The following is a 23,393-nucleotide window of genomic DNA, read 5'->3' as shown; positions in this document are numbered from 1 at the left end:
AACAGAAGCGCAAGGCTGGAATCGATCATGTCCTTCAAGAAATTGCTGATTGCCAACCGCGGTGAGATCGCCATCCGCATCGCCCGTGCCGCGGCCGAGAGCGGCCTTGCCACGGTCGCCATCTATCCCGCCGATGACACGGCCTCGCTGCATGTCCGCGCCGCCGACGATGTCTGCGAGATCCCGGGCCGCGGCGCGCGCGCCTATCTGGACATCGAGGCGGTGATCGCGGCAGCCAAGGCGGCGGGCTGCGATGCGCTGCATCCGGGCTATGGTTTCCTCAGCGAGAACACGGAGCTGGCACGGCGCTGTGCCGAGGAGAAGATCATTTTCGTCGGCCCGTCGCCGGAGGCGCTCGATCTGTTCGGCGACAAGGCCAAGGCAAAGGATCTCGCCAAGAAATACGGCGTGCCTGTTATCGCCGGCACCGCGGGCGCGACCTCGCTCGACGAGGCAAAAGCCTTCTTCACCTCGCTCGGCGCGAACGCCGCCGTGATGATCAAGGCGATCGCCGGCGGCGGCGGGCGCGGTATGCGCGTGGTCGAGGACGCCGCAAAACTCGAGGAGGCCTATGCGCGCTGCCAATCGGAGGCTAAGGCGGCGTTCGGCAATGATGCCGTCTATGTCGAACGGCTGATCCGGAAAGCGCGCCATATCGAGGTGCAGATCATCGGCGATCGCCACGGCGCGATCAGCCATCTCTGGGAGCGCGAATGCACCATCCAGCGCCGCAACCAGAAGCTCATCGAGGTGGCGCCGAGCCCATCGTTAACTGAGAGCCTGCGCGCCCGCATCATCGAGGCGGCAAAGCAGCTCGCGTCGGCCGCCCGCTACGACAATCTCGGCACCTTCGAGTTCCTGGTCGATGACGAGGCCGGGGAGGGGGAGGGCGCCTTCGCCTTCATCGAGGCCAATCCGCGGCTCCAGGTCGAGCACACCGTCACCGAGGCGGTGCTCGGCGTCGATCTCGTGCGGTCGCAGCTCGCGGTCGCCGCCGGCGCCACGCTGGCCTCGCTTGGGCTGGCGCAATCAGCGGTGCCGCTGCCGCGAGGCTATGCCATGCAGCTCCGCGTCAACATGGAGGTGATGGACGAGAAGGGCGTGACGAAGCCAACCGGCGGCACGCTCGCCGTGTTCGACCTGCCGTCCGGCCCCGGCGTCCGCGTCGATACGTTCGGCTATTCCGGCTACCGGACGAGTGCCGCGTTCGACTCGCTGCTGGCAAAAGTCATCGTGCATTCGCCGAGCCAAAAATGGTCCGACGTGGTGCACAAGGCGGCGCGCACTCTGCGCGAATTCCGGATCGGCGGCGTCGCCACCAACATCCCGCTGCTCGGCGCCATCCTGGCGCATCAGAGTTTTGCGCGGAACAAGATCAGCACCAATTTCATCGATACCCATGTGGCGGCGCTGGTCGGCACGGCCAAGGACCTCGCCGCGCCCCTGGTCGAGGTGAGCGAGGCGGCCGCGACCAAGGCCATCGCCACCGAAGCGGCACCCGAGGGCTCGCTGCCGGTGCCCGCGCCGTTGCAGGGCACGATCGTGGCGATCGAGGTTGCGGAAGGCGATCTGGTCCGTCCCGGCCAGCAGATCGCCGTGCTGGAATCGATGAAGATGGAGCATCTCGTTGCTGCGCCACATGGCGGCCGCGTCACGAAGATCGCGGGCGGTCCCGGCGTCACCCTGATGCATGGCGAGCCGATCCTGTTCCTCGAGCCTGCCGAGGTAGACGGCCATCAAGCGGCGGAAGAGGCCGCGATCGATCTCGATCACATCCGCCCTGATCTGGCCGAGCTGATCGCGCGCAAGGCGATCACGCTCGACGAGAACCGCCCGGCCTCGGTGGAGCGCCGCCGCAAGACCAATCAGCGCACCGCGCGCGAAAACATCGCGCAGCTCGTCGATGAGGGCTCGTTCGTCGAATACGGCTCGCTTGCGATCGCGGCGCAGCGCCGCCGCCGCAAGGTCGAGGACCTCATCAAGAACACGCCGGCCGACGGCCTGATCGCCGGTGTCGCCACCGTCAACGCCAGGGATTTTGGGCCCGAAGGCGCGCGCTGCATGGTGATCTCCTACGACTACACCGTGCTGGCCGGTACCCAGGGCCATATGAACCACAAGAAGATCGACCGCATGCTCTCGCTGACCGAGCAGTGGCGGCTTCCGCTGGTGTTCTACGCCGAGGGCGGCGGCGGCCGCCCCGGCGATACCGACCGGCTCGGCATGACCGGCCTCGACGGCCCGTCCTTTGTGCAATTCGCAAAGCTCTCCGGGCTCGTGCCTGTTGTCGGCGTGGTCTCCGGCTATTGCTTCGCCGGCAACGCCGCGATGCTCGGTGTCTGCGACGTCATCATCGCGACGAAGAATGCGTCGATCGGCATGGGAGGCCCCGCGATGATCGAGGGCGGCGGGCTCGGAGTCTATCATCCGGCCGAGGTCGGCCCTGTCTCGTTCCAGTCGCCGAATGGCGTGATCGACATCCTCGTGGAGGACGAGGAAGAGGCGACGGCGGTGGCGCAGAAATATCTGTCCTACTTCCAGGGCGCGGTGAAAGACTGGACCGCGCCGGACCAGCGGCTGCTGCGGGCGATCCCGGAAAATCGGCTGCGGGTCTACGACATCCGCACCGTGATCGATCTGATCGCCGACGAAGGCTCGGTGCTGGAGATCCGGCGCGATTTCGGCGTCGGCATGATCACGGCCTTCATCCGCATCGAAGGCAAGCCGTTCGGCCTGATCGCCAACAATCCAAAACATCTCGGCGGCGCCATCGATGCTGCGGCCGGCGACAAGGCCGCGCGCTTCATGCAGCTCTGCGACGCCTTCGACATCCCGATCGTCTCGCTCTGCGACACACCGGGATTCATGGTCGGGCCCGAGGCCGAGAAGACCGCGATCGTGCGCCATGTCGCGCGGATGTTCGTCACCGGCGCCAGCATCACGGTGCCGCTGTTCGGCGTGGTGCTGCGCAAGGGCTATGGCCTCGGCGCGCAATCGATGATCGGCGGCGGCTTCCACGCCTCGTTCTTCACGGTGGCGTGGCCGACCGGCGAGTTCGGCGGCATGGGTCTCGAAGGCTATGTCCGCCTCGGCTTCCGCAAGGAGATGGAAGCGATCGCGGATCCCCTCGAGCGCGAGAAGTATTTCCAGACCAAGGTCGCCGAGCTCTACGCCAACGGCAAGGCGGTCTCGATCGCCTCGGTCTTGGAGATCGACGAGGTGATCGACCCCGCCGACACCAGGCACTGGATCATGGCCGGCCTGCGCTCGGTGCCGAAGCCGGAGCCTCGGACCCACCGCAAAAGGCCGTGTATCGATGCGTGGTAGCGAAGCTGGATGCGTAGCATGGGTAGAGCGAAGCGAAACCCATCAATTCTTCATCCGCGGCGCAAATGATGGGTATCGCTTCGCTCCACCCATCCTACGGGGGTGAATTCGGATAGCGCGCGTCGTGCGGCACCCCTCTCCCTAACCCTCCCCCGCAAGGGGGGAGGGAACCCTGCCGCCGGTGCGTCCCTCACGCGCCAATCACTGAGTTGCCCGACGTGGCAAAGCACGGATAATCATGTCGCGAGAATGCGAAGCTGTGTCCCCATCCTCATCTGTCATCGCCCGGCTTGACCGGGCGATCCAGTACGCCGCGGCCCCTCGGTCCAAGCACCGCTGCCTCTGGAATACTGGATCACCCGCATGCGCGGGTGATGACACCGAATGCTTGGCTGTTTGACGGTTAAATCAGCTCTAAGCTCTGTCATGCCCGCGCAAAGGCTTCGCCTTTGTCGCTGGAGGTGCGAGCGGAGCGAGCCTCGAAGTGAGCTGCTGCCGGTTTGATGGACACCCGCTTAAGCTAATCCCACCTTGCGCTCGAACTCAACCGGGCTGAGATAGCCGATGGTCGAGTGAGAGCTGGCTCCGCAAATTCGGACAGTAGCTTGAGTGGATTTTCTGCCTGACAGCGGCGAGGATTCTTGCCGCGAATCAGGAGCGAAGATGACGAAGAAGAGCCGCCGGATGCATTCTCCGGCATTCAAGGCGAAGGTTGCTTTGGCTGCGGTCAAAGGCGACAAGACGCTGGCGGAGCTGGCGCAACTGTTTGATGTTCATCCGAACCAGATCACGATCTGGAAAAACCAGCTCCTGGAAGGCGCCGCCGGCGTGTTTGGGCATGACAAGGCGTCGGCCGAGACGCCGGTCGATTTGAAGGCGTTACATGCCAAGATCGGCGAGCTGGCGTTGGAAAACGATTTTTTGTCCGGCGCGCTCACCAAGGCGGGCCTGCTGAGCGCAAAGCGATGATCGACCGCGGTCATGATCTTTCTATCGTGCGCCAGGCGAAGGTCCTGAAGCTGGCTCGCAGCACGGTCTACTATGAACCTCGGCCAGTTTCGGCCGAGGACCTTGCCTTGATGCGTCGGCTCGATGAGCTGCATCTCGATTATCCCTTCGCGGGAGCGCGTATGCAGCGATCGTTGCTGCGGCGGGAGGGCGTATACGCCGGTCGCCGCCACATCGCGACGCTGATGAAGCGCATGGGGATCGAGGCGGTCTATCGTCGCCCGAACACGAGTAAGCCGGCACCGGGTCACAAGATCTACCCGTACCTGTTGCGCGGATTGAAGATCGAGCGGCCCGACCAGGCGTGGGCAATGGACATCACCTACATTCCGATGCGGCGTGGCTTCGTCTATCTCGCGGCGGTCGTCGATGTGTTCAGCCGACGGGTCCTGGCCCATCGCGTCTCGATCACAATGGAGGCGGCCTTCTGCGTCGAAGCGGTCCAGGAGGCGTTGGCGAAGCACGGCAGGCCCGAGATTTTCAACACGGACCAGGGCAGCCAGTTCACCAGCCTCGAGTTCACCGATGTGCTGCTGGACGCGAAGATCGCCATCAGCATGGACGGCAAGGGCGCCTGGCGCGACAACGTGTTTGTCGAGCGGCTCTGGCGCACGGTCAAATACGAAGAAGTTTATCTCCGCGCCTACGACAGCGTGTCCGAGGCGCGAGCGTCAATTGCCAAGTATCTGGCCTTCTACAATCAGGGACGCCCTCACTCGAGCCTTGACGGGCGCACGCCCGACGAGGCTTACTTCGGCACGCAAGCTATGGTGATGGCCGCATGACCGTCGCCGACGATTTTGTCGTCGCTCTGGTCGGGCTACGCCCTCCCGACGCAACGACAAAATCGTAAGGCCCCGCGTTCAGCATAACCCGGCAGGAATCCACTTAAATCCCGCGGGGCGCTGTCCAAACAACCGGCGCCAGCTCTGTGCCTGCGGGTCGTGTTGTAAAATCGTTCGATGTAGTCGAACACATCGGCGCGTGCCTCATCTCTGGTTTGATAAATCTTGTTGGCCGTACGCTCGGTCTTGAGCGAGGAGAAGAAGCTCTCCATCGCCGCGTTGTCCCAGACGTTGCCGGAGCGGCTCATGCTGCAAACGATGCCGTGGTCGGCCATCAGGCGCTGGAACTGCTCGCTGGTGTACTGGCTGCCCTGGTCGGAGTGATGCAACAGCGCATCCGGCTTGCCGCGCCGCCAGACGGCCATCAACAATGCGTCCGTCACGAGCTGTGCCGTCATGGAGGCACTCATCGACCAGCCCACCACGCGGCGTGAGAACAGGTCGATCACCGCTGCGACATAGAGCCAGCCTTCGGCCGTCCAGAGATAGGTGAAGTCGGCGATCCACTTCTGGTTCGGCCGCTCGGCGGCGGACTGCCGGTCAAGGAGGTTCGCCGGTACGGTCTCGAGCTGTCGATCGCCGCTGTCCTTCGGTAAGCGCCGACGTCGCGGCCGCGCCCGCAAGCCTTGCAGGCGCATCAGCCGCTCAATCCGGTGCAGGCCGCAATCCGCCCCGTCGGCGAGCAGGTCACGCCACACCCGGCGTGCGCCATAGGTGCGGTCGCTGGCGGCGAAGCTGGCCTTGACCTTGCCGCCGAGCTCCTCGTCGCTGCGGGATCTGGCGCTGGGAGAGCGGTTCAGCCAGGCATGGAAGCCCGACCGCGACACTCCCAGCGCATCGCATAGCCATGCCACCGGCCAGATCGTCCGGTGCTTCGCGACGAAGGCGAACTTCATGTCGCTTCCTTCGCGAAGTAGGCTGCGGCCTTTTTTAGGATATCCCGCTCGGCCTTCAGCTTGGCGACCTCACGGCGCAGCCGCTCGATCTCCTGCTGCTCCGGCTTCATCTGCCCGTGGCCGGGAAAGGCTTGCGCCGGGTCGGAGCCCAACTCCTTCACCCATTTGCGGAGAACATTCTCATGAACATCCAGGTCACGGCCAGCTTGCGCCACCGACACCCCACGTTCCCGCACCAGCTTGACCGCCTCGACCTTGAACTCGCGGCTGAACTTCCGTCTTTTCATCGCCACCTCCGGCTTCATGAAACACCTAATCTCGGTGTCCATCAAACCGGCAGCAGCTCAAAGGGGGCACGGCCCGGCTGGTGGCCGTGCATCCTTCGAGACGCGCTTCGCGCTCCTCAGGATGACGGGTCTGCGCAGCGAACTACCCCAACCGCAACTCGACATACCCCTGCGCCGCGACCGCGTCGCAGCGTTCGCGATAAGCGGGCGCGCTGCCGCTGTAGCGGGCGACGATGCGGGTCTGCTTGCCCTCGACGTTGCGGTTGATGCCGGTCATCCAGGAATCGACCTCGTTGGACAGCAGGCCTGTGCCGAGCGCCTTGACATGATCGGTCCAGGCGGCGGTGCCCTCGGGCGTGGCGTCGAGCAAGGTCAGGCCTTTCTCCAGCGCGAAGCGAATCAGGCCGGTGACCCAGTCGACGCTGTACTCGATGCTGCGCGGGATGTTGCCGAGCGCGGTGTGTGGGCCCATCAGCATCATCATGCTGGGGAAGCCGTCGACCATCAGCCCGAGATAGGTTTCCGGGCCGTGCGTCCACTTCTCCTTCAGCCGCACGCCGTGCGCGCCGCGAAAATCGATCTTGTCGAAGCTGCCGGTGATAGCGTCGAAGCCGGTGGCGTAGATGATGATGTCGAAGGCGTAGTCCTTGTCGCGCGTCTTAATGCCCTCGGGCGTGATCTGCTCGATCGGCGTCTCCAAGAGGTCGACAAGCTCGACATTGTCGCGGTTGTAGACCTCGTAATAGAAGGTCTCGAGCGGCAGCCGCCTTGTGCCAAAGCCGTGGTTCTTCGGGATCAGCTTCTCGGCGACATCCGGGTTCTTCACGCGCTCACGGATTTTTCGTGCGACAAAATCGCTGATCGTCGCGTTCGCCTTGCGGTCGATCAGGATGTCCCTGAAATTGCCCTGCCAGATGCCGAAGCCGCGCTCGCCATAGAGCTTTTCATAAAACGCCTCGCGCTCGACATCGCTGACCTCGAACGCGCCGCGCGGATCGGGCGTGTGCACGAAGCAGGCGAAGGTCTCCTTGCAGCGCGCGAAGATCTCGGGATAGCCGGCCTTGATCCTGGCTTGCGTCTCGGTATCGATCTCGCCGTTGTGCAGCGGCGCCGCCCAGTTGGCGGTGCGCTGGAACACGGTGAGGTGGCCGACCTCGCCGGCGATGGTCTGGATGGTCTGGATGCCGGTGGCGCCGGTGCCGATCACGGCAACGCGCTTGCCGGTGAAATCCACCTTCTCTTTCGGCCAGCGCGCGGTGTGAAACGACTGGCCCTTGAAATCGTCGCGGCCCTCGATGCGCGGCAGGGTCGGCGTCGACAACGGCCCGATCGCGGTGATCAGGAAGCGGCAGGAGTGGCGCGCGCCGTTCTCCAGCGTGACCTGCCAGCTCCGCGTGTCGTCCTGGTAGATCGCGGCGGTGACGCGGCTCTCGAACTGGATGTCGCGGCGCAAATCGAATTTGTCGGCGACGTAGTTGCAGTAGCGCAAGGTCTCGGGCTGGCCGGCGAAATGCTCCGACCATTCCCATTCCTGCAACAGCTCCTTCGAGAACGAGTAGCCGTAGGAATAGCTCTCGGAATCGAAGCGCGCACCGGGATAACGGTTCCAGTACCAGGTGCCGCCGACGCCGGTGCCGGCCTCGAACACCCGCGTTTTGAGGCCGAGCTCGCGCAGCCGGTACAGCTGGTACATGCCGGACAGCCCGGCGCCGATGATGATGACGTCGTAGTCCAGCGCAGCCGTCTGGGCGGTGTTGTCCTGGCGCAATGCGGCCACCTGTCGTTGCTCCCTGATCGGTTGATTGCCGGCAAGGCTAGCCGGTCTCACCGCTGCCGACAAACATCGAAGAGCGGGGCAGCTATCGGGATTTGCCGGGTGCGTCGGCCTGCGCGCATTCCGCGCGGCGGACGGTCCGCCCCGCGGCTTTACTCGGCCGCGGGATTGCCTCTATCGTCGGCCCGGCAACACGATCGCCCGCCAAGCGGCGACGGAACCAGCGGGAGTGAAGCGATGGGAGAGGCGCTGCGCAGGCCGACGTCGATAGACGTCAGCAACCCCCGGCTTTATCAGGACGACATTTGGCGGCCGCTGTTCGCGCAGCTCCGCCGCGATGATCCCGTGCATTATTGCGAGGCGTCGGCCTACGGCCCGTACTGGTCGGTGACGCGCTACGACGACATTTTTGCGGTCGAGCTGGATCACGACAACTATTCGTCGGAAATCGGCGGGATTCAGGTGGTCGATCAGCTCAAGGGCCAGGAAATCGCAAATTTCATCAGGATGGATCCGCCGGGCCATACGGCGCAGCGCCGCACGGTGGCCCCGATCGTGGCGCCGTCCAACCTCGCCAATTTCGAGCCGCTGATCCGCAAACGCACCTCTGCTGTGCTCGACGCGCTGCCGCGCAACGAGACCTTCGACTGGGTCGAGCGGGTCTCGACCAATCTCACCAACATGATGCTGGCAACCTTGTTCGATTTTCCCTGGGAAGATCGCATGAAGCTGACCTGGTGGTCCGATGTCGCGATCGCCAACGTCGATTCGCCCGACGCTGTCGTGCATTCGGAGCACGAGCGTTTCGAGGAGATGGTCAAGATGGGCGAGTATTTTCGCAAATTATGGGATGCGCGCGCCGACGCGCCGCCCACCTTCGACCTGATCTCGATGCTGGTGCATTCGGAGGCGACGCGAAACCTGCAACCGCGCGAATTCCTCGGCACGCTGGCGCTTCTGATCGTCGGCGGCAACGACACCACGCGGAATTCGATGTCGGCCGGGCTGATGGCGCTGTGCGAGAACCCCACGCAGTTCGAGCTGGTCCGCGCCCGCCGCGAGCTGATCCCGAACCTGGTCTCCGAGACCATCCGCTACCACACGCCGGTCCTGCATATGCGCCGTACCGCCCGCAACGATGTCGAGCTCGCCGGCCGCCGGATCAGGAAGGGCGACAAGGTCGTGATGTGGTACATCTCCGGCAACCGCGACGAAGACAAGATCGAGCGTGCCGATGAATTCATCATCGACCGCGCCAAGCCGCGCCAGCATCTCGCCTTCGGCGCCGGTATCCACCGCTGCGTCGGCGACCGCCTCGCCGAGCAGCAACTCCGCATCCTCTGGGAGGAGGTTTTGGCGCGCGACCTCCGCTTTGAGATCATGGGCCCACCACAAAGGCTCTATTCCAATTTCATCCGCGGTATACGAAGCTTGCCGGTGAGAATCGTGAATTGAATCACGCGCATTGTCATTCCGGGGCGGTCCGCAGGACCGAACCACAGGTGCACAATTGTGCATCGGGGAATCTCGAGATTCCGGGTTCGATGCTGCGCATCGCCCCGGAATGACGGGATCATCAAGAACAAGGAATCGGTATGAACGATCCCGTTGACGTCCTGATCATCGGCGCCGGCGCCTCCGGCGCCGCGGTGGCCTGGAGCCTCGCCGATACCAAGATGCACATCCTCTGCCTCGATCAGGGCGGCTGGATGAATCCTGCCGAATATCCGAGCACCGGGCGCGACTGGGAGGCGAAGTTCTACGGCGAGTGGTCGTCCAGCCCGAACATCCGCAAGCGGCCCGAGGATTACCCTGTTAACGACGACAATTCGCCGATCAAGGTCGTCAACTTCAACGCCGTCGGCGGCTCGACCGTGATGTACACCGCGCACTGGCCGCGGCTGCATCCGTCCGACTTCAAGGTGAAGACGCTCGACGGTGTCGCCGACGACTGGCCGATTGATTACGACGCGCTGACGCCGTTCTTCGAGGAGAACGATCGCATCATGGGCACGTCGGGCCTGTCGGGCGAGTCGCCGCTGTCGCATCCGCCGATGCCGCCGCAGCCGCTCGGGCTGTCAGGCCCGCTGATCGGCAAGGCGATGAACAAGCTCGGCTGGCACTGGTGGCCATCGGACACGACCGTCGCGACGATGGACTATGAGGGCAGGGCGCGCTGCATCAATCTCGGCCATTGCACGCCGGCCTGCGCGCAGGGCGCCAAGTCCTCGACCGACATCACCTATTGGCCGCACGCGATCCGCGCCGGGGTCGAGGTCAAGACTCATTGCCGGGTACGCGAGATCCTGACCAACGAGCACGGCATGGCGTCCGGCGTCGTGTACTACGACAAGGACGGCGTCGAGCAGTTTCAGCCGGCCGAGGTCGTCATCATCGCCTGCAACGGCGTCGGCACGCCGCGGCTGCTGCTGAACTCGGTGTCAGGGAAATTTCCGAACGGGCTGGCGAACTCGTCCGGCCTGGTCGGCAAGAACCTGATGTTCCACCCCTATGCGCAGATTTACGGCTATGTCGAAGAGCCGACCGATTCCAACCGGGCGCCGCCGACCTGCCTGTGGAGCAAGGAGTGGTATGACACGGACCTCTCGCGCGGCTTCGTCCGCGGCTACGGCGTCCAGTTCGTCCGCGGCGCGGGACCGGTATTCGAGGCCGTGACGGGCGAGCAGAAGGGCATTCTGCCCTGGGGTAAGGATCATCACCGCGCGTTCCGCAAGCTGAACGGTCATCGGCTTGGATTCTCGGCGATCTGCGAAGACCTTCCGGAGGAGCACAACCGCGTCACGCTCGATCCCGTGTTGAAGGACAGCCACGGCATTCCCGCGCCCAGGATCGACTACACGATCAGCGAGAACAGCCGGAAGATGATGGACCATGCGCTGGCGCGTGGCCGCGAAGTCCTCGAAGCCGCCGGCGCAACCGATTTCTGCATCAATGCGCCGATCCCGTGGGGCGGCTGGCATCTGCTCGGCACCGCGCGGATGGGCACCGATCCCGCGCGCTCCGTGGTCAACGAATGGGGCCGCTCGCACGACGTGAAGAACCTCTTCATCGTCGACGGCAGCATCTTCGTCACCTCGGGTGGCGTGAACCCGACCTCCACCATCCAGGCCCTCGCGCTCTACATCGCCGACCAGGTGAAGCAGCGCCTCGCCAATCTGTTCGATTGAGACCGTCATGTCCGATACAAAAGAACTGACCGCAGCCCAGCGCGCCGATCTCCGCACCGTCGCCGCGATGATCGTTCCCGCGAGTGAAGAGTACAAGGTACCGGGCGCGGACGATGCCGCGATCCAGGCCGACATGCTGGCAACGCTCGGCCGCGATACTGCGCTGGTCGCGCAGGCGCTGGATCATCTGGCTGATCTCGCCGGCAAGCCGCTCGCCGAGCTCGACGATGCCAGGCGCGACGCGGTGGCGCAGGAGTTTCGTGCCCGCGGCGACGCTGCCGCGGCGACGCTCGTTCGCGTCGTGCTGCAATGCTACTACCGCGACGACCGCGTGTTGCGATCGCTAGGGCTCGATCCGCGCGCGCCGTTTCCCAAGGGGCATGTGCTGCCGGATGGCGACTGGTCGCTGCTCGATCCGGTCAGGGAGCGTGGCGGGACGCTGCGGCGGGCGCCCTAGCCAACAGGGCAGGGCTGCGCGGGGCGTAACCACTTGCGGCGGTGGGAGCCGGTCACCATCTGAGGAGACCAAAGGACTCTCGCCATGCTGGATTTTACCTCAGATGCCGCCGGTGACACGCCGTCATCGCGGGCGGCTGACGCTGCCCGTGATGATGACCGGGTTTTGCTGGATGCCTATTCCAATGCCGTGATCGACGTGACCGAACGCGTCGGCCCGGCCGTGGTCCGCGTCGAAACCGGGCCGAAGCTGCGCAACGCGCGCGAGCGCGGCGGGCTCGGCTCGGGGATCGTGATCTCGCCCGACGGGCTCGTGGTCACCAACAGCCATGTGGTCGGATCGTCGAAGGAAATCCGTCTGCGCGACACGGAGGGCTTCGACACCGACGCCCATGTGCTCGGCGTCGACCCCGACACCGACCTCGCGCTACTGCGGGCCGATGGCGCGCGCGATCTGGCCTATGCCTCGCTCGGCAACTCCAAGACGCTGCGGCGCGGCCAGTTGGTGGTCGCGATCGGCAATCCGCTCGGGTTTGAATCGACGGTGACCGCCGGCGTGGTGTCGGCGCTGGGACGCTCGATCCGCTCGGTCAGCGGGCGCACCATCGAGGACGTGATCCAGACCGACGCCGCGCTCAACCCCGGCAATTCCGGCGGGCCGCTGGTGTCGTCGAAGGGCGAGGTGATCGGGATCAACACCGCGATCATCAATGGCGCGCAGGGCATCTGCTTTGCGGTCGCCAGCAACACCGCGCAGTTCGTGCTGTCGGAGATCATCCGCCACGGCTATGTCCGCCGTGCCTATATCGGCGTCGCAGGGCAAACCGCGCCGGTGCCGCGGCGGCATGCGGTGCTCGCCGGTGTCGATAACAAGATGGGCGCGCTGCTGATGCAGATCGAGCCGGACAGCCCGGCGGCGCGGGCGGCGCTGTTGCCCGGTGACGTCGTGATCAGGCTCGACGGCGTCGAGATCCACGGTGTCGACGATCTGATCCGTGCGCTCGATCACAGCCGGATCGACCGCTCGCTCTCGATGGACGTGCTGCGCCTCGGCCGCCTCCGCGCGATCGACATCCATCCGATCGAGCGCAAGCCGGCGAAGCAGTGACTGCGACGCTATCCACGCGTGAGATGCACCCTCTCCCCTTGTGGGAGAGGGTCGCTTCGCGCAGCGAAGCGGGGTGAGGGGTCTGTCTCCGCGGATAGAGACCCCTCATCCGGCTCGCATCTGTCGATGCGAGCCACCTTCTCCCTCAAGGGGAGAAGGGAAGTGCAGGGCCTCGAGCGCTATTACTGCAGCGCCGCCAGCAGTTCGTCCGGCTGCTCGACCATCATCATGTGGCCCGCGCCCGGTAGCACCACAATACGGGCGTCCGGCGTCGCCGCATCGTCCACCAAACTGCACCTGCGCCGTCCGACGCGTGCCGCAAGCGGCCGCTCGGAAATTCTTTCCGACCGCCTGAGTGGTCGTGCTCTTGCAAAATGTCGGGTCTTGGAGGCGAGGCGGAAATCTTGCGCTCATCCTGAGCTTCACCGGTTGTGACCCGAGGCGGACGTACCGTCTCTGTTGACCCGTGGCGTGTCGCGTCTCGATAGGCTAACCTTGTGAACTTGACCGGACACTTACCCCCCAAAAAAAACCGGCGGGAAAGAAACAAGGCGAGAGGCTTGAGCGCAACAGTCTTCCATATCTGGTTCTATAGAATCTTCTATATCTGGGCTGGAGTATCGGGAATTCTTTATCTACTCGGCCTCATGCTGCGTTACAAAATGCTCCAACATCGGTTTCCTCGCCGAAGCTTGACGTTTTGGGAGTTGTGGAATCTTCCTCGCGCTGATGGCTTCGTGTTTCTAACCGATCCCACGGACTTTGACTTAACCGGCCGTATCTACCGCAAGTGGGTGATCCGCGTAGAGACGCCCTTGTTGATCTGGTTTTCGCTCGGCGCGGCCATCGCTTTTGTCATTCATCCGAAATAGTGTTGCCATGCTAGCGGTGAGCCTGACGCAGCATTGTCGAATGTCGGGATTGGCCGATGGCTTACGATCTGGATGACCATCGAGAAACGTCGGCTCTGCGAAGTGAACCGGAAGTCCCGAGGTTCGATCGCTATCGGCGGCTTTTGACCCGAAGCTCACATTTATGACCGGGCAACTTTGACCTAAGCCATTAACCCGACCAATAGGGTTTTCTCTTATCACGCCGGGAGCGGCGTTTCCTGATCTGGGCTTTGCAAATGAGGGCTCTACTCGCACGGCTGGTGATCGCCTGCGCGGCAGCAGGTCTCTGCATCGACGCAGCAGCAACCGCAGCCGTTCCCTATTCCTTTTCTGATCATCCGTCGCAGGACGGCCGATGCATCGGCGACTATGGCGCAGGCGATATTGATCGCTCAGAGAAAGCTTGTCTGGAACAGATTGGCGAACTGGCCCGACGCGTAGGTCCCGGTTTGCAGTTGACGTTCAGGAACGGGAAGACGCGAATTTATCTGAACGAGGAAGCGAAGTGTCAGAGCAGTGACGCCGATGGCTGCGTCAAATATCAACTGACCGGCTATTATCCCGAGCACGATCTGTTGCTGATCGAAGTCGATTATTGGGAAGGTGTGAGTTGGCGGCTTGTATGGGTGGACACGGGCGATGATACAAGCATCGTTGCACCTCCGCACTATTCTCCCGACAAACGCTGGCTGGCCTCCGTTGCCTCGGGGGAGGGTCCTTCCGGACCTCCCAACGGAATGGATATCGTTCCGAGCAAGCCTAGTTCGTCTTTCAAGGAATGGCACTATCGCACTCCCGACGACGGGCAATGGCTCTACGAATTCATTGGTTGGGACGGGAGTGCCCGGGTCGGCCTTCTTGCATCGTCGTTGGGAGCGCCGCAACGAAGGTCTCCGACCTCTATCGAGCGTCGAAAGGGAGATCGGCATCTGAGAGAGCCACAATAATCGGCGCGTTTCGCAACTTCGGCTGTTGGCCCGAAGCCGCCACCGCCGCGTCCGTCAGGGAACGATCACCACTTTTCCCGGAATGCGATCTGTTTGGCGTGATCGCTGTTCACCACCAGTATGGCCACCGCCACCCCTGATAGAGGCGCCAAGACGACACCAGGGGCGGCCCATATGGATCGATCCGGTCGTCTTCAGGGCGATAGCGATATCGTGGAACAATATAATAGTCCCACGGAGTCGGCCTTATCACGGGCGTCGGGATAACGACCCTCGTTCGTTCATGAACGACTTGTGCCTTCCGCGCCCGGGCTTCAGCACCGGACGCCCCGAGGTTACACAGCACCAGGGCCGCTCCGAGGGTGCACACGACGGTCATAATCTTCATCTTCATGCATCGGCCTCCTAACCTGAGAGTGCAAAAGGACTCAAAGCAAGGCAAGCTAATTCGCTCTTGGCTGGCTTGAATCACCGCTTCTGGCCCCTTGCGGACTTGCGGCAATGCCCGCTGTCGCGCTCCTGTCAGGGCCATGGCAGACGTCCAACACGCATGATCCGAGCCGCCTCGATTTATCAGTACACGCCCCAGCTAGTGGTAGTCGATTATCTCCACGTCCGCCGGACCGGTGTCGGTTCACCGGAATACGACCCGCCATTGGTGATTGATACGAAATCGAGTGCTTACCCGGCAAGTCGCCCTTGCACTGGCATGGTGGGTGAGAATCGCGACGGACAGCATACGCTGTTGTGCAAGTGCTGAAGGCGTTCGCAAGACTTCGGAATAATAGAAGATATCGCTGAGTTGCCCGACGCGTCAAGTCGCTTGTCTGAGTGCCGGCGGCCGCCATGCTACTTTGCATGGGGTTGTTTTCGATATTTTGGGGGCGCTCGCGCTCGAGTGAGTTCTCCAACGTCACCAGCAGCTGTGGCGGCAAAGGGCACTTCGCATGCCGAAGCATCGGAACCGACTGAGGGGTCTCTATCCGCGGAGACAGACCCCTCATCCGGCGCTTCGCGCCACCTTCTCCCACAAGGGGAGAGGGAAATTTCTAGTCGCAGGTCCTTCCTTATTAAATTCAACAGGTTATTAAGGTCGACTGTTAACCGACTATTGTAGGCTGCATATAGGTAGCAAATTCGTTCATCTTTTTTCTTACCCTAGCCGAGGCTTCGAATGAGCGACATACCTCTTCATGGCGGCACAAACCGGCGCTAGGAGGACGGGCAGAGCACGTCCGCTCTGCCCGGGTATTTCAGACATCAACTTGTTCCGCTATTGCCAAGGCGTCATCTACTTCGATGCCGAGGTACCTGAGGGTGCTTTCGATCTTGGTATGCCCAAGCAAAAGCTGGACGGCCCTGAGATTTCCAGTCCGCCGATAGATCAGGGTAGCTTTTGTGCGTCGCAAGGAATGTGTGCCAAACAGCCTCGCATCCAAGCCGACGCTACCGATCCATTCCGATACGAGGCGCGCATATTGGCGGGTGCTTATGTTGGTATCTGGACCGCGGCGCCCCTTGAACAAGAAATCGCCGGGCCTCTTGTGGACGGCCTTTAGATAATCATCGACCGCTTGGCGGGTCTGTTCGCTCAATTCAAACCTGACTGGCCGCCGAGTTTTCCTTTGTCGGACCGTTGCGCGATCCGCCGTGTAGCCGCCGGCAGCGACATCCTCGACCCGGATGGCAACGACGTCACAGCCGCGAAGCTTGCTGTCGATTGCCAGATTGAACATGGCGAGGTCACGAACTCGGCCTTCGTCTGGAGCTTCGTCCGAATGGACCAGACGTGTTTTGGACGCAGCGGCGGCTTTGCCCCGGTCAGCTTGCCCTTGTTCCAAGGCGACGGTTTATGAGGCGTCAGGGTAGCATTCGCTTGATCCAGCATGATCATACTCCTCGGTTACAGAGGAGGAGAGCATGTGCCACTGGTTAGGCATCGTTGATCCGACCAATCTATTTGTTCTTGCGTAGTGATGTATCTTGAGCCATCCGAAAGGTCGCTCATAAAATCATCTTTGAAGGGTCCGCGGCCGTGGTCCGTAGCAAGAATGCCTCGCCAATGTGGAGTGACGTTAAGACCGCACTCCTAGCCTTCGATCGCGCGGGCCTTCAAGGGCTAGTGCAAGACCTCTACACCGCGAGCAAAGAAAACCAGGCATTCTTGCATGCCCGCTTGGGATTGGGTCATGATCAGCTCCAGCCCTTCAAAGCGAGTGTTTCAAGATGGATATCCCCGGACTTAATGAAAGGCGAACCCGTATCAGTTTCAAAAGCCAAGAAGGCGATTGCGGATTACAAAAAAGCCATTGGGCGCCCGGATGGGATGGCGGAGCTGGCGATATTTTATTGCGAGGAGGCGTTCGGATTTCTAGAATCCTGCAGCATAGAAGATGAAAGCTACTTTGCTGCTCTGATCCGCATGTATGAACGGTCCCTCGAATTCGTATTGAGCGTATCTCCTGCCGAGCGCCCCACTTACCTTCAGCGTCTCGACAAGCTCAGATCACGCGCGAACCACGTTGGCTGGGCGGTAGAGGAAGAACTTAATAGCCTTTGGTACGCAGCCGCTCCGGATGAGCATCAAGGTGAATGACGGTCGTTCGGTCGGTCCTGCAATTGATGTGCCCTACAGCCAGCAAGTCCTGACGACGTCCGCTCATCGGGGCAAAGCAGACATCAATCCGACCAACAGACAAGTCGGCTTTTGACCCGTTTCGGACCACGCATCCAAATTCCAGCACCTGAGCACACCCACAACTTCTTGTATCCGCGACGCGCGCGGCGATGTAACCTAGGAGGGAGCTGCCCAAGGCGGGTAATTGCCGAGATCGCTCCTTTTTTAGTCGTCGGTTAAGAAGCCGATTTGAGTGGTGTGCGGTGGCTGGTGACTGAGAAGAAGGCAGCCAGGAAGAGGTACCAAAGAGCCCTTAGCCAGGCGAGGATGCGGCGGAAGTTGTAACCGACGGCGGAGAGGATGACGTTGGCGGCATCACCGGCGCGGCCTTTGAGGTAGCAGCGGCCGAGGTGTCCGTCAGCCTTCAAATGGCCGATCACGGGCTCGATAGCGGAGCGGCGCCGCAGCTGGCGCTTGATAGTGCCGAAGACGCCGCGCTTCTGGCCGGAGATGAAGACGCGGCGCGGGTTCTGTGCGTCATGGCCGCGGTATCCCTTGTCGACAAAGGCGCACTGGATCGCGCAGCCGGTGAGTGTCTCGGTTCGGTCGATGACGTCCCGCAGGGTGTGACCGTCGTAAGGGTTATCGGGCAGCGCCTTGGCGTGCAGCACGAACTGGCCGCCGGGAGCAGGCCGGTTGTTGGTGACGATGGAAGCCTTCACGCCGAACTCGTAAGGCGCGCTGGCCTTGCCCTTGCCGATGCACTCCACCTCGGGGGCATGGAAGGAATACAGCTTCCAGCCGCGCTGGCGCTGCTGCTGCGAGCGGATCTGCGTGGCCCGGCTCAACGGGAGTGCGAACGCCTCTTCGAGCGCATCCTGGCCTTCGATCTTGCGGCGGATGTCGCGGATGATCCGGCCCAGGCGGCTGCGCAGGATGCGCAACTGCCGCTGGTGCCGCTTGAACTGTTTGGCATGGGCGTAGCGTCCCGCCATCATCGCGGTGGCCTTGGCGATCCGAGAATAGGATTGCCGCAGCCGCACTCCGTGCTTCCTCGCTAGCCCGTCTTATTCGTCAGAGTGCGCCTGAGAGGCTGGCGAGCGTGGTGTAAAGCGCTGATGCGGCGTAGGATTCGGTTGCAAAGCCAACCCCATCACCTCAACCGCGAACGCCACGCCCGCCATGACCGACGATACGATTCTGCCCTTCTCGTTTCCAGCCGTTCACGCCAAGAAAGTCACAGCTGCCTTCGATGGCGGTCGGCTGACCTCGAACGGGGGCGTGATGCTTCTGGCGATGGCCGAGCGGCGTCTCGGCTTGGCCGACAATTTGGCCCGGGTGTTCCCGGATCGGCGCGATCCGACGCGGGTCGTGCACAGCCTTGTCGATATGTTCCGCGCGCGCATGTTCGCGATCTGCTGCGGCTACGAGGACGCCGACGACCTCGATCATCTGCGGTCCGATCCCGCATTCAAGCTGGCCTGCGGACGGCTGCCGGACACGGGTCGCGATCTGTGTTCCCAACCGACGCTGTCGCGGCTGGAGAATGCTCCGCGCCTGCGCGACGTGATCCGACTGACCTACACTTTGGTCGACGCATGGATGGATAGCTACCCGCGCGAGCCGGCATCCGTCACGCTCGACATCGATGATACCTGCGATGTCGTCCACGGCCATCAGCAGCTCTCGCTGTTCAACGCTCATTATGACGAACGCTGCTTCCTGCCGATCCACGTCTACGACACGGAGAAGAGCCGGCCCGTGGCGGTCGTGCTGCGGCCCGGCAAGACGCCGGGCGGCGTCGAGGTGCGTGCCCATCTGCGCCGCCTGATACGGCATATCCGGACGCGGTGGCACAACACGCGAATCACGTTCCGTGGCGACGGGCACTATGCCCGGCCGGAGGCCATGGCGTGGTGCGAGACCAACGGCATCGACTACATCTTCGGTCTGTCCGGCACCAAGCCGCTCGCCAGAAAAGTCGACGAGGCCGCCGACGACATCCGCACGCGACGCGCCATCGAGAACCTGCCGGTTCTGCGTGGCTATACCGAGACGCGCCACAAGGCCAAGTCCTGGGATCGCGAACGGCGTACCGTCGCCCGTATTGAGGCGACGATGCTCGGCCTCGACATCCGTTTCGTCGTCACCAGCCTCGATGTCGGCTCGGCCGAGTGGATCTACGACAGCCTGTATTGCGCGCGCGGCCAAGCCGAGAATCTGATCAAGCTGCATAAGACACAGCTCGCCTCCGATCGCACCAGCTGCCGTTCGGCGCTCGCCAATCAAGTCCGCCTCGTTCTCCACACCGCCGCTTATTGGCTGATGCTGACCGTGCGCGACGCGATTCCCAAAGCCCGGGAATTGGCCACAGCCGAGTTCGCGACGCTGCGTCTTCGTCTCTTGAAACTCGCTGCCCGTGTGGTCGAGACCACGAGCCGCATTCGCCTTGCGTTTGCCGCGGCATGTCCCGAAGCCGACCTGATCCGCGGCTTGCCAGGCGCGCTGCTGCCGCTCGGTCCTTGACCGGCGGGGCGTCCGCCCCCCGTTCGCCCAACCTACACCTCAAGCGCGTTGCAAAGTACCGGTCGTCAGGCGGTGAAAAGCCGAAGGCAATCCCGCGCGCCTCGTCAGAGCAGATGTGCGGCCACATCAATCGGACCAAAAAAACGCACTCTCACGAATAGGACGGGCTAGGGCCTGTTTGGATTCATCTTGAATTTATCACAGCGGCGGTGAGATTGATCATGGCTTCGAAGCTGATATCTGTTTTGTCGGCTCGCATGGCGATCCGCTTGAATTCCTTGAGCTTGCAGAAGAAATTTTCGATCAGATGTCGCCATTTGTAGATTTCCGCGTCGATGGCGAGAGGTTTTGCGCGCCGCGGGTGCTGGGAGATGACGACCTTGGCGCCGCGTGCGTCGAGGTCGGCAATGATGGCGTTGCTGTCGAACGCCTTGTCGGCGATCATCGCATCGAAGGTCAGCCCTTCGATCAACGGCGGGACGCCGACCGTGTCGAAGCGCTGTCCTGGCAGCAGCACGAAACGCAAGAGATTGCCGAGCGCGTCGGTCAGTGCCAGGATTTTGGTGGTCATTCCGCCTTTCGAGCGGCCGATCGCCTGGTTTTGCGTCCCCCTTTTGCGCCCTGTCCGTGGCGGTGGACTTTGACGATGGTGGCATCAACCATGACGTACTCCATGTCCGGCTCGTCCGAGACCGCATCAAACATGCGCTTCCAGACGCCCGCCTTGGCCCAGTCGCGGAAGCGCGTGTACACGGTTATCCAGTTGCCGAAGGCGCGCGGCAGATCGCGCCACGGACTGCCCGTGCGCGCAATCCACAGCACGGCTTCGACAAACAGCCGGTTGTTATTGCCGCTCCGGCCGGGATCACCCGGCTTGCCAAGACAAAGCGGCTCCATCTTCGCCCATTGGGCATCAGTCAAAACGAATCGGTCCATCCCAAGCTTGAATCACAACCAAGCCAGGATGAGAATCCGGAATCCAAACAGGCCCTAGCTAATCTCAAACCTTTGAGAAGCGCCTCCTTCGGCTCCCGGTCGATTAAGTTGACGATGCCCCGCTACCTCCAGCAGCACCCCAGACGCCATAGAATTGCAACCCATGGTGAGCTGGGTTTTCCTGTGCATCCGGGGAAAACGCCCTTGGTCAGCTTCTCGTCAGCCAAGCTGTCTATCCAAACAGGCTGCGCATTATGGACCTGATTGGAGGTGGAAGATGGCGGGCATTGTTGGGCCTTCAGGAGCCGACAGCGCATGGGGATCGAGCAGTTCGAGCCCGGAGCCCGGTCCCGCCCCTGGGGAAGGCGGGCAATCTTTCGACAGCGAATTGGAGCGGATGCGCTCCGGACCTCAAGATGGAACCGCGCTCATGAGTGAGCCACCCGCGTCCGGTGTGGCGGTCCGGATGCCCTCGAGTGGCGACGGAATCAAAGCAGCGAAGCAAAAAATGCGCAGCCTGCTTGAGGGTCTTGATGCTTCTAAAAATGCAGTCATGCAAGCCCGGGATCCGTCGGAGATGCAAGAGCGGATCGATCAAGTCGTCAAGGCAGGCTCGGAAGTTCTGGGCTATTACGCGAGCTTTCCCCCGGACATGGCGCGCGAGCTTCTTTCCGACGGTCAGGCTCGCCGAGTCCGCGCCGAAACTATCGCTGCGGGAGACGAATGCAACGCCGTGGCCGCCTGGATTGTCAAGGACCTGGAGGCGAACAGGAGCAAAGCAGCAGCCGTGCTCGGCCGGATGCGAGATGCCGGCGCTCCGCCCGGCCAGCTGGGCCGGGCGGTATCCAGCGTGGCGAAGCATTACGAAGCCTGCTTGGATTGGTGGGGAAAGAAGGTATTGCGCTCGGAGCGGATGCAGTCCGTCTATGCGGCCACCGCCAACTTGCCAAGCGCCACGTCCAAGATGCGGGAGGAGGACGAGGCCGCGCTACGCCAGCGTACCGGCTGGGCACTTAATACGAAGTGCATGTACCTGGAATCGCGCATCGCTCTCGCGCGACTCTTGATCGAGTCGAAGGCGGCCACGTTCGGCCCAGCCGTGAACGACGCCCTCATGGGTGAGGACGGGCGGGTGCGACTGCTTGGGACCTTTATCACGGATTTTTTTCCGGCATTCAACTCGACTTCCGACGCCGTTCTGCGGGGAGCGGCGCTCGACGCAGACCACTGCACCGTTCTGGAAGGAGTCATGGAGCGGCTTTCGGAATTTGCCTCAGGGGTGCACGGCGTCGTTACCAGGCTAAGGGACGCCGGAACGGATGCCGACCTTCCATTGGAACTGTTGGGCCAGATCGCGGAAGGTGCATGGGTCACCGCGGACGACGTCACGCGTCTTTTGCACGTGCAGCCAAAGACGCCCGCCATGATTGAGCCGCCGGCCCGGACTGCCGTAGTGGTTGAGGGGGGTGCGGCGCGGAGGAAGGGGAAAGGCAAGCGCGCCCCGGCCGCAGGCGAGCGAAGTTCGGCGGCCGGGCTGCGCGAGCCGCAGCTCGCCACGCCCGACGCTGCCACGGCCCCAACAGGCAAGGTGATCGTACTCTCGGATTTGGGTACAAAGAAACTCGCGAGCGCGGAGGAGGCAGACGCGAGGGCGTCATCGTCGGCGACTGGGCACCTGGAGATATTGCAAGCTCCGCCCTCCAGGAAAGCACTGAGCGGATTACTCGAGCGAATGGACGAACTTTTGCAGTTCGATCTGCCGGCTCAGCAAAGCGCCGTCTCGCAAGCGCGCCAGATGAAGCCCGAGGACGCCGATCACGTCGTGGATCTCGTCGTTAAGCGACTGCAGACGCAGGCCTCCGAGATTGAGGCCAGTGTAGTCGCGCTGGAGGAGCCTCGCCGACGTGGCCTACTCACGCCTGCGCAAGTGCCGGAAGTGCATGACAAAATAACCCGGCTCAAGGCGATGTTGTCCGAGGTGCAGGGACAGGCGAACTCTTTGAAGACGCGAAAGGCGGCGATCACGATCGATTGCATGAAGACCTACGCGTTTCCGTCCCAGAAGTATCTTGAACAGTTGCGGGCGGCCGGGGAGCTGGCGTCTGTGAATCCACCGCGCGCCTTGAAGGGTGATCCGGGGACACTGTTCGAGATCAAGCTGCAGCCCAAGGCCCTGCGCAATGGCGCGATCCCAAGCCCGATGTGGGTGCACATCCATACCAAGCGGCCGGTACATGCCTGGCAGTTGGCAACGCTGAGCGATGCCGCGTTCGCCGCTTGCCACGTGAAGTCCAATGACCAGCGCGGCTACAATCAGGACTGGCAGAGCGCTCGAGCTGCGACGGGGCGCGAGAACGTCGTGATCCACCGCGGCAAGCTCACGCCGGCGTTCTGTAGGTCCTTGTTGCGCACCGCAGCTGGCAGCCAGCCGTGGTATCCCCTTTCCGAGGCGGAGCACGCGTCGATGCAGTTCGCGCGCCTCGGGATGTAGTTACCTGGGTGTCTCGCGCCGGAGCGCCGCTGTGGTGACACGATCAAGTGGCCGTTATCACCGAGAGGAAATCCCCGATGAGCTCGACGGCGCG

General features: G+C 62.7%; 14 protein-coding genes and 3 pseudogenes. 11 read left to right on the top strand and 6 right to left on the bottom strand.

All coding sequences use genetic code 11. The features are described from left to right. The first annotated feature begins 27 nt into the window (after nt 1-27). Together HAP54_RS45900 and HAP54_RS45895 are read left to right on the top strand one after the other, a co-directional pair. Nucleotides 28-3,327: a carboxyl transferase domain-containing protein gene (locus HAP54_RS45900; RefSeq protein ID WP_166297957.1), complete on the top strand. Its 3,300-nt coding sequence runs from the start codon at nt 28-30 to the stop codon at nt 3,325-3,327. 663 nt (nt 3,328-3,990) lie between these two features. Then, a protein-coding gene (locus HAP54_RS45895) for an IS3-like element ISRj2 family transposase (RefSeq protein WP_166204126.1) occupies nt 3,991-5,120 on the top strand; the annotation gives its coding sequence in 2 pieces (ribosomal slippage) (nt 3,991-4,243 and nt 4,243-5,120; 1,131 coding nt in all). Nucleotides 5,121-5,155: 35 nt separating this feature from the next. Here the strand turns inward: HAP54_RS45895 and HAP54_RS45890 are convergent. Beyond that, nucleotides 5,156-6,363, bottom strand: a protein-coding gene (locus HAP54_RS45890; protein WP_224741997.1) for an IS3 family transposase whose coding sequence is annotated in 2 segments (ribosomal slippage) — nt 5,156-6,114 and nt 6,114-6,363 — 1,209 coding nt in all. Because the reading frame shifts where the segments join, the coding sequence is not laid out codon by codon here. Between the two features lie 142 nt (nt 6,364-6,505). Beyond that, nucleotides 6,506-8,140: a flavin-containing monooxygenase gene (locus HAP54_RS45885; protein ID WP_166297956.1), complete on the bottom strand. Its 1,635-nt coding sequence runs from the start codon at nt 8,138-8,140 to the stop codon at nt 6,506-6,508. Between the two features lie 234 nt (nt 8,141-8,374). Between HAP54_RS45885 and HAP54_RS45880 the strand changes: the two genes are divergently transcribed. From HAP54_RS45880 to HAP54_RS45865, 4 genes are all read left to right on the top strand, one after another. After that, a complete protein-coding gene (locus tag HAP54_RS45880) occupies nt 8,375-9,592 on the top strand; it encodes a cytochrome P450 (RefSeq protein ID WP_166297955.1) in 1,218 nt (405 codons plus the stop codon). 140 nt (nt 9,593-9,732) lie between these two features. Further along, nucleotides 9,733-11,325: a GMC family oxidoreductase gene (locus HAP54_RS45875; RefSeq protein WP_166297954.1), complete on the top strand. Its 1,593-nt coding sequence runs from the start codon at nt 9,733-9,735 to the stop codon at nt 11,323-11,325. Nucleotides 11,326-11,332: 7 nt separating this feature from the next. Continuing rightward, nucleotides 11,333-11,782, top strand: a complete 450-nt coding sequence (locus HAP54_RS45870; protein ID WP_166297953.1) for a hypothetical protein — start codon at nt 11,333-11,335, stop codon at nt 11,780-11,782. An 84-nt stretch (nt 11,783-11,866) separates the two neighbouring features. Next, on the top strand, nt 11,867-12,889 hold the full coding sequence (locus HAP54_RS45865) for a S1C family serine protease (RefSeq protein ID WP_166297952.1): 1,023 nt from the start codon (nt 11,867-11,869) through the stop codon (nt 12,887-12,889). Between the two features lie 182 nt (nt 12,890-13,071). On the opposite strand, the gene HAP54_RS45860 is transcribed toward HAP54_RS45865, so the two are convergent. After that, the gene (locus HAP54_RS45860) at nt 13,072-13,176 is read right to left on the bottom strand and encodes an alpha/beta fold hydrolase (protein WP_414645925.1); all 105 of its coding nucleotides are present in this window, start codon (nt 13,174-13,176) and stop codon (nt 13,072-13,074) included. 273 nt (nt 13,177-13,449) lie between these two features. On the opposite strand from HAP54_RS45860, the gene HAP54_RS45855 reads away from it, so the two are divergent. Further along, on the top strand, nt 13,450-13,761 hold the full coding sequence (locus tag HAP54_RS45855) for a hypothetical protein (protein WP_166297951.1): 312 nt from the start codon (nt 13,450-13,452) through the stop codon (nt 13,759-13,761). Between the two features lie 257 nt (nt 13,762-14,018). Beyond that, on the top strand, nt 14,019-14,729 hold the full coding sequence (locus HAP54_RS45850) for a hypothetical protein (protein ID WP_224741507.1): 711 nt from the start codon (nt 14,019-14,021) through the stop codon (nt 14,727-14,729). 1,253 nt (nt 14,730-15,982) lie between these two features. Here HAP54_RS45850 and HAP54_RS45845 read toward each other — a convergent pair. Then, nucleotides 15,983-16,617, bottom strand: a pseudogene (locus HAP54_RS45845) (tyrosine-type recombinase/integrase). A gap of 234 nt (nt 16,618-16,851) precedes the next feature. On the opposite strand from HAP54_RS45845, the gene HAP54_RS45840 reads away from it, so the two are divergent. Next, on the top strand, nt 16,852-17,325 hold the full coding sequence (locus HAP54_RS45840) for a hypothetical protein (RefSeq protein ID WP_210297458.1): 474 nt from the start codon (nt 16,852-16,854) through the stop codon (nt 17,323-17,325). 257 nt (nt 17,326-17,582) lie between these two features. Here HAP54_RS45840 and HAP54_RS45835 read toward each other — a convergent pair. Next, nucleotides 17,583-18,407 (bottom strand): annotated as a pseudogene (locus HAP54_RS45835) (IS5 family transposase); the annotation flags it as partial. Between the two features lie 121 nt (nt 18,408-18,528). On the opposite strand from HAP54_RS45835, the gene HAP54_RS45830 reads away from it, so the two are divergent. Further along, nucleotides 18,529-19,872 (top strand): IS1380-like element ISBdi2 family transposase, encoded by a 1,344-nt coding sequence (locus tag HAP54_RS45830; RefSeq protein WP_166297949.1) that lies wholly within the window; start codon nt 18,529-18,531, stop codon nt 19,870-19,872. A 184-nt stretch (nt 19,873-20,056) separates the two neighbouring features. Here the strand turns inward: HAP54_RS45830 and HAP54_RS45825 are convergent. Continuing rightward, nucleotides 20,057-20,769, bottom strand: a pseudogene (locus HAP54_RS45825) (IS5 family transposase). 316 nt (nt 20,770-21,085) lie between these two features. Between HAP54_RS45825 and HAP54_RS45820 the strand changes: the two are divergent. Next, nucleotides 21,086-23,299 carry a hypothetical protein gene (locus HAP54_RS45820; protein WP_166297948.1) on the top strand — a complete coding sequence of 738 codons (2,214 nt, stop codon included), beginning with the start codon at nt 21,086-21,088 and terminating at the stop codon, nt 23,297-23,299. The last annotated feature ends 94 nt before the right edge of the window (nt 23,300-23,393 follow it).

Origin of the sequence: Bradyrhizobium sp. 2S1 (assembly GCF_011516625.5) — a bacterium.
Taxonomy (GTDB): domain Bacteria; phylum Pseudomonadota; class Alphaproteobacteria; order Rhizobiales; family Xanthobacteraceae; genus Bradyrhizobium; species Bradyrhizobium septentrionale.
Note: the sequence above shows the minus strand (reverse complement) of the source record. Positions and strands in the feature narration are given on the sequence as shown.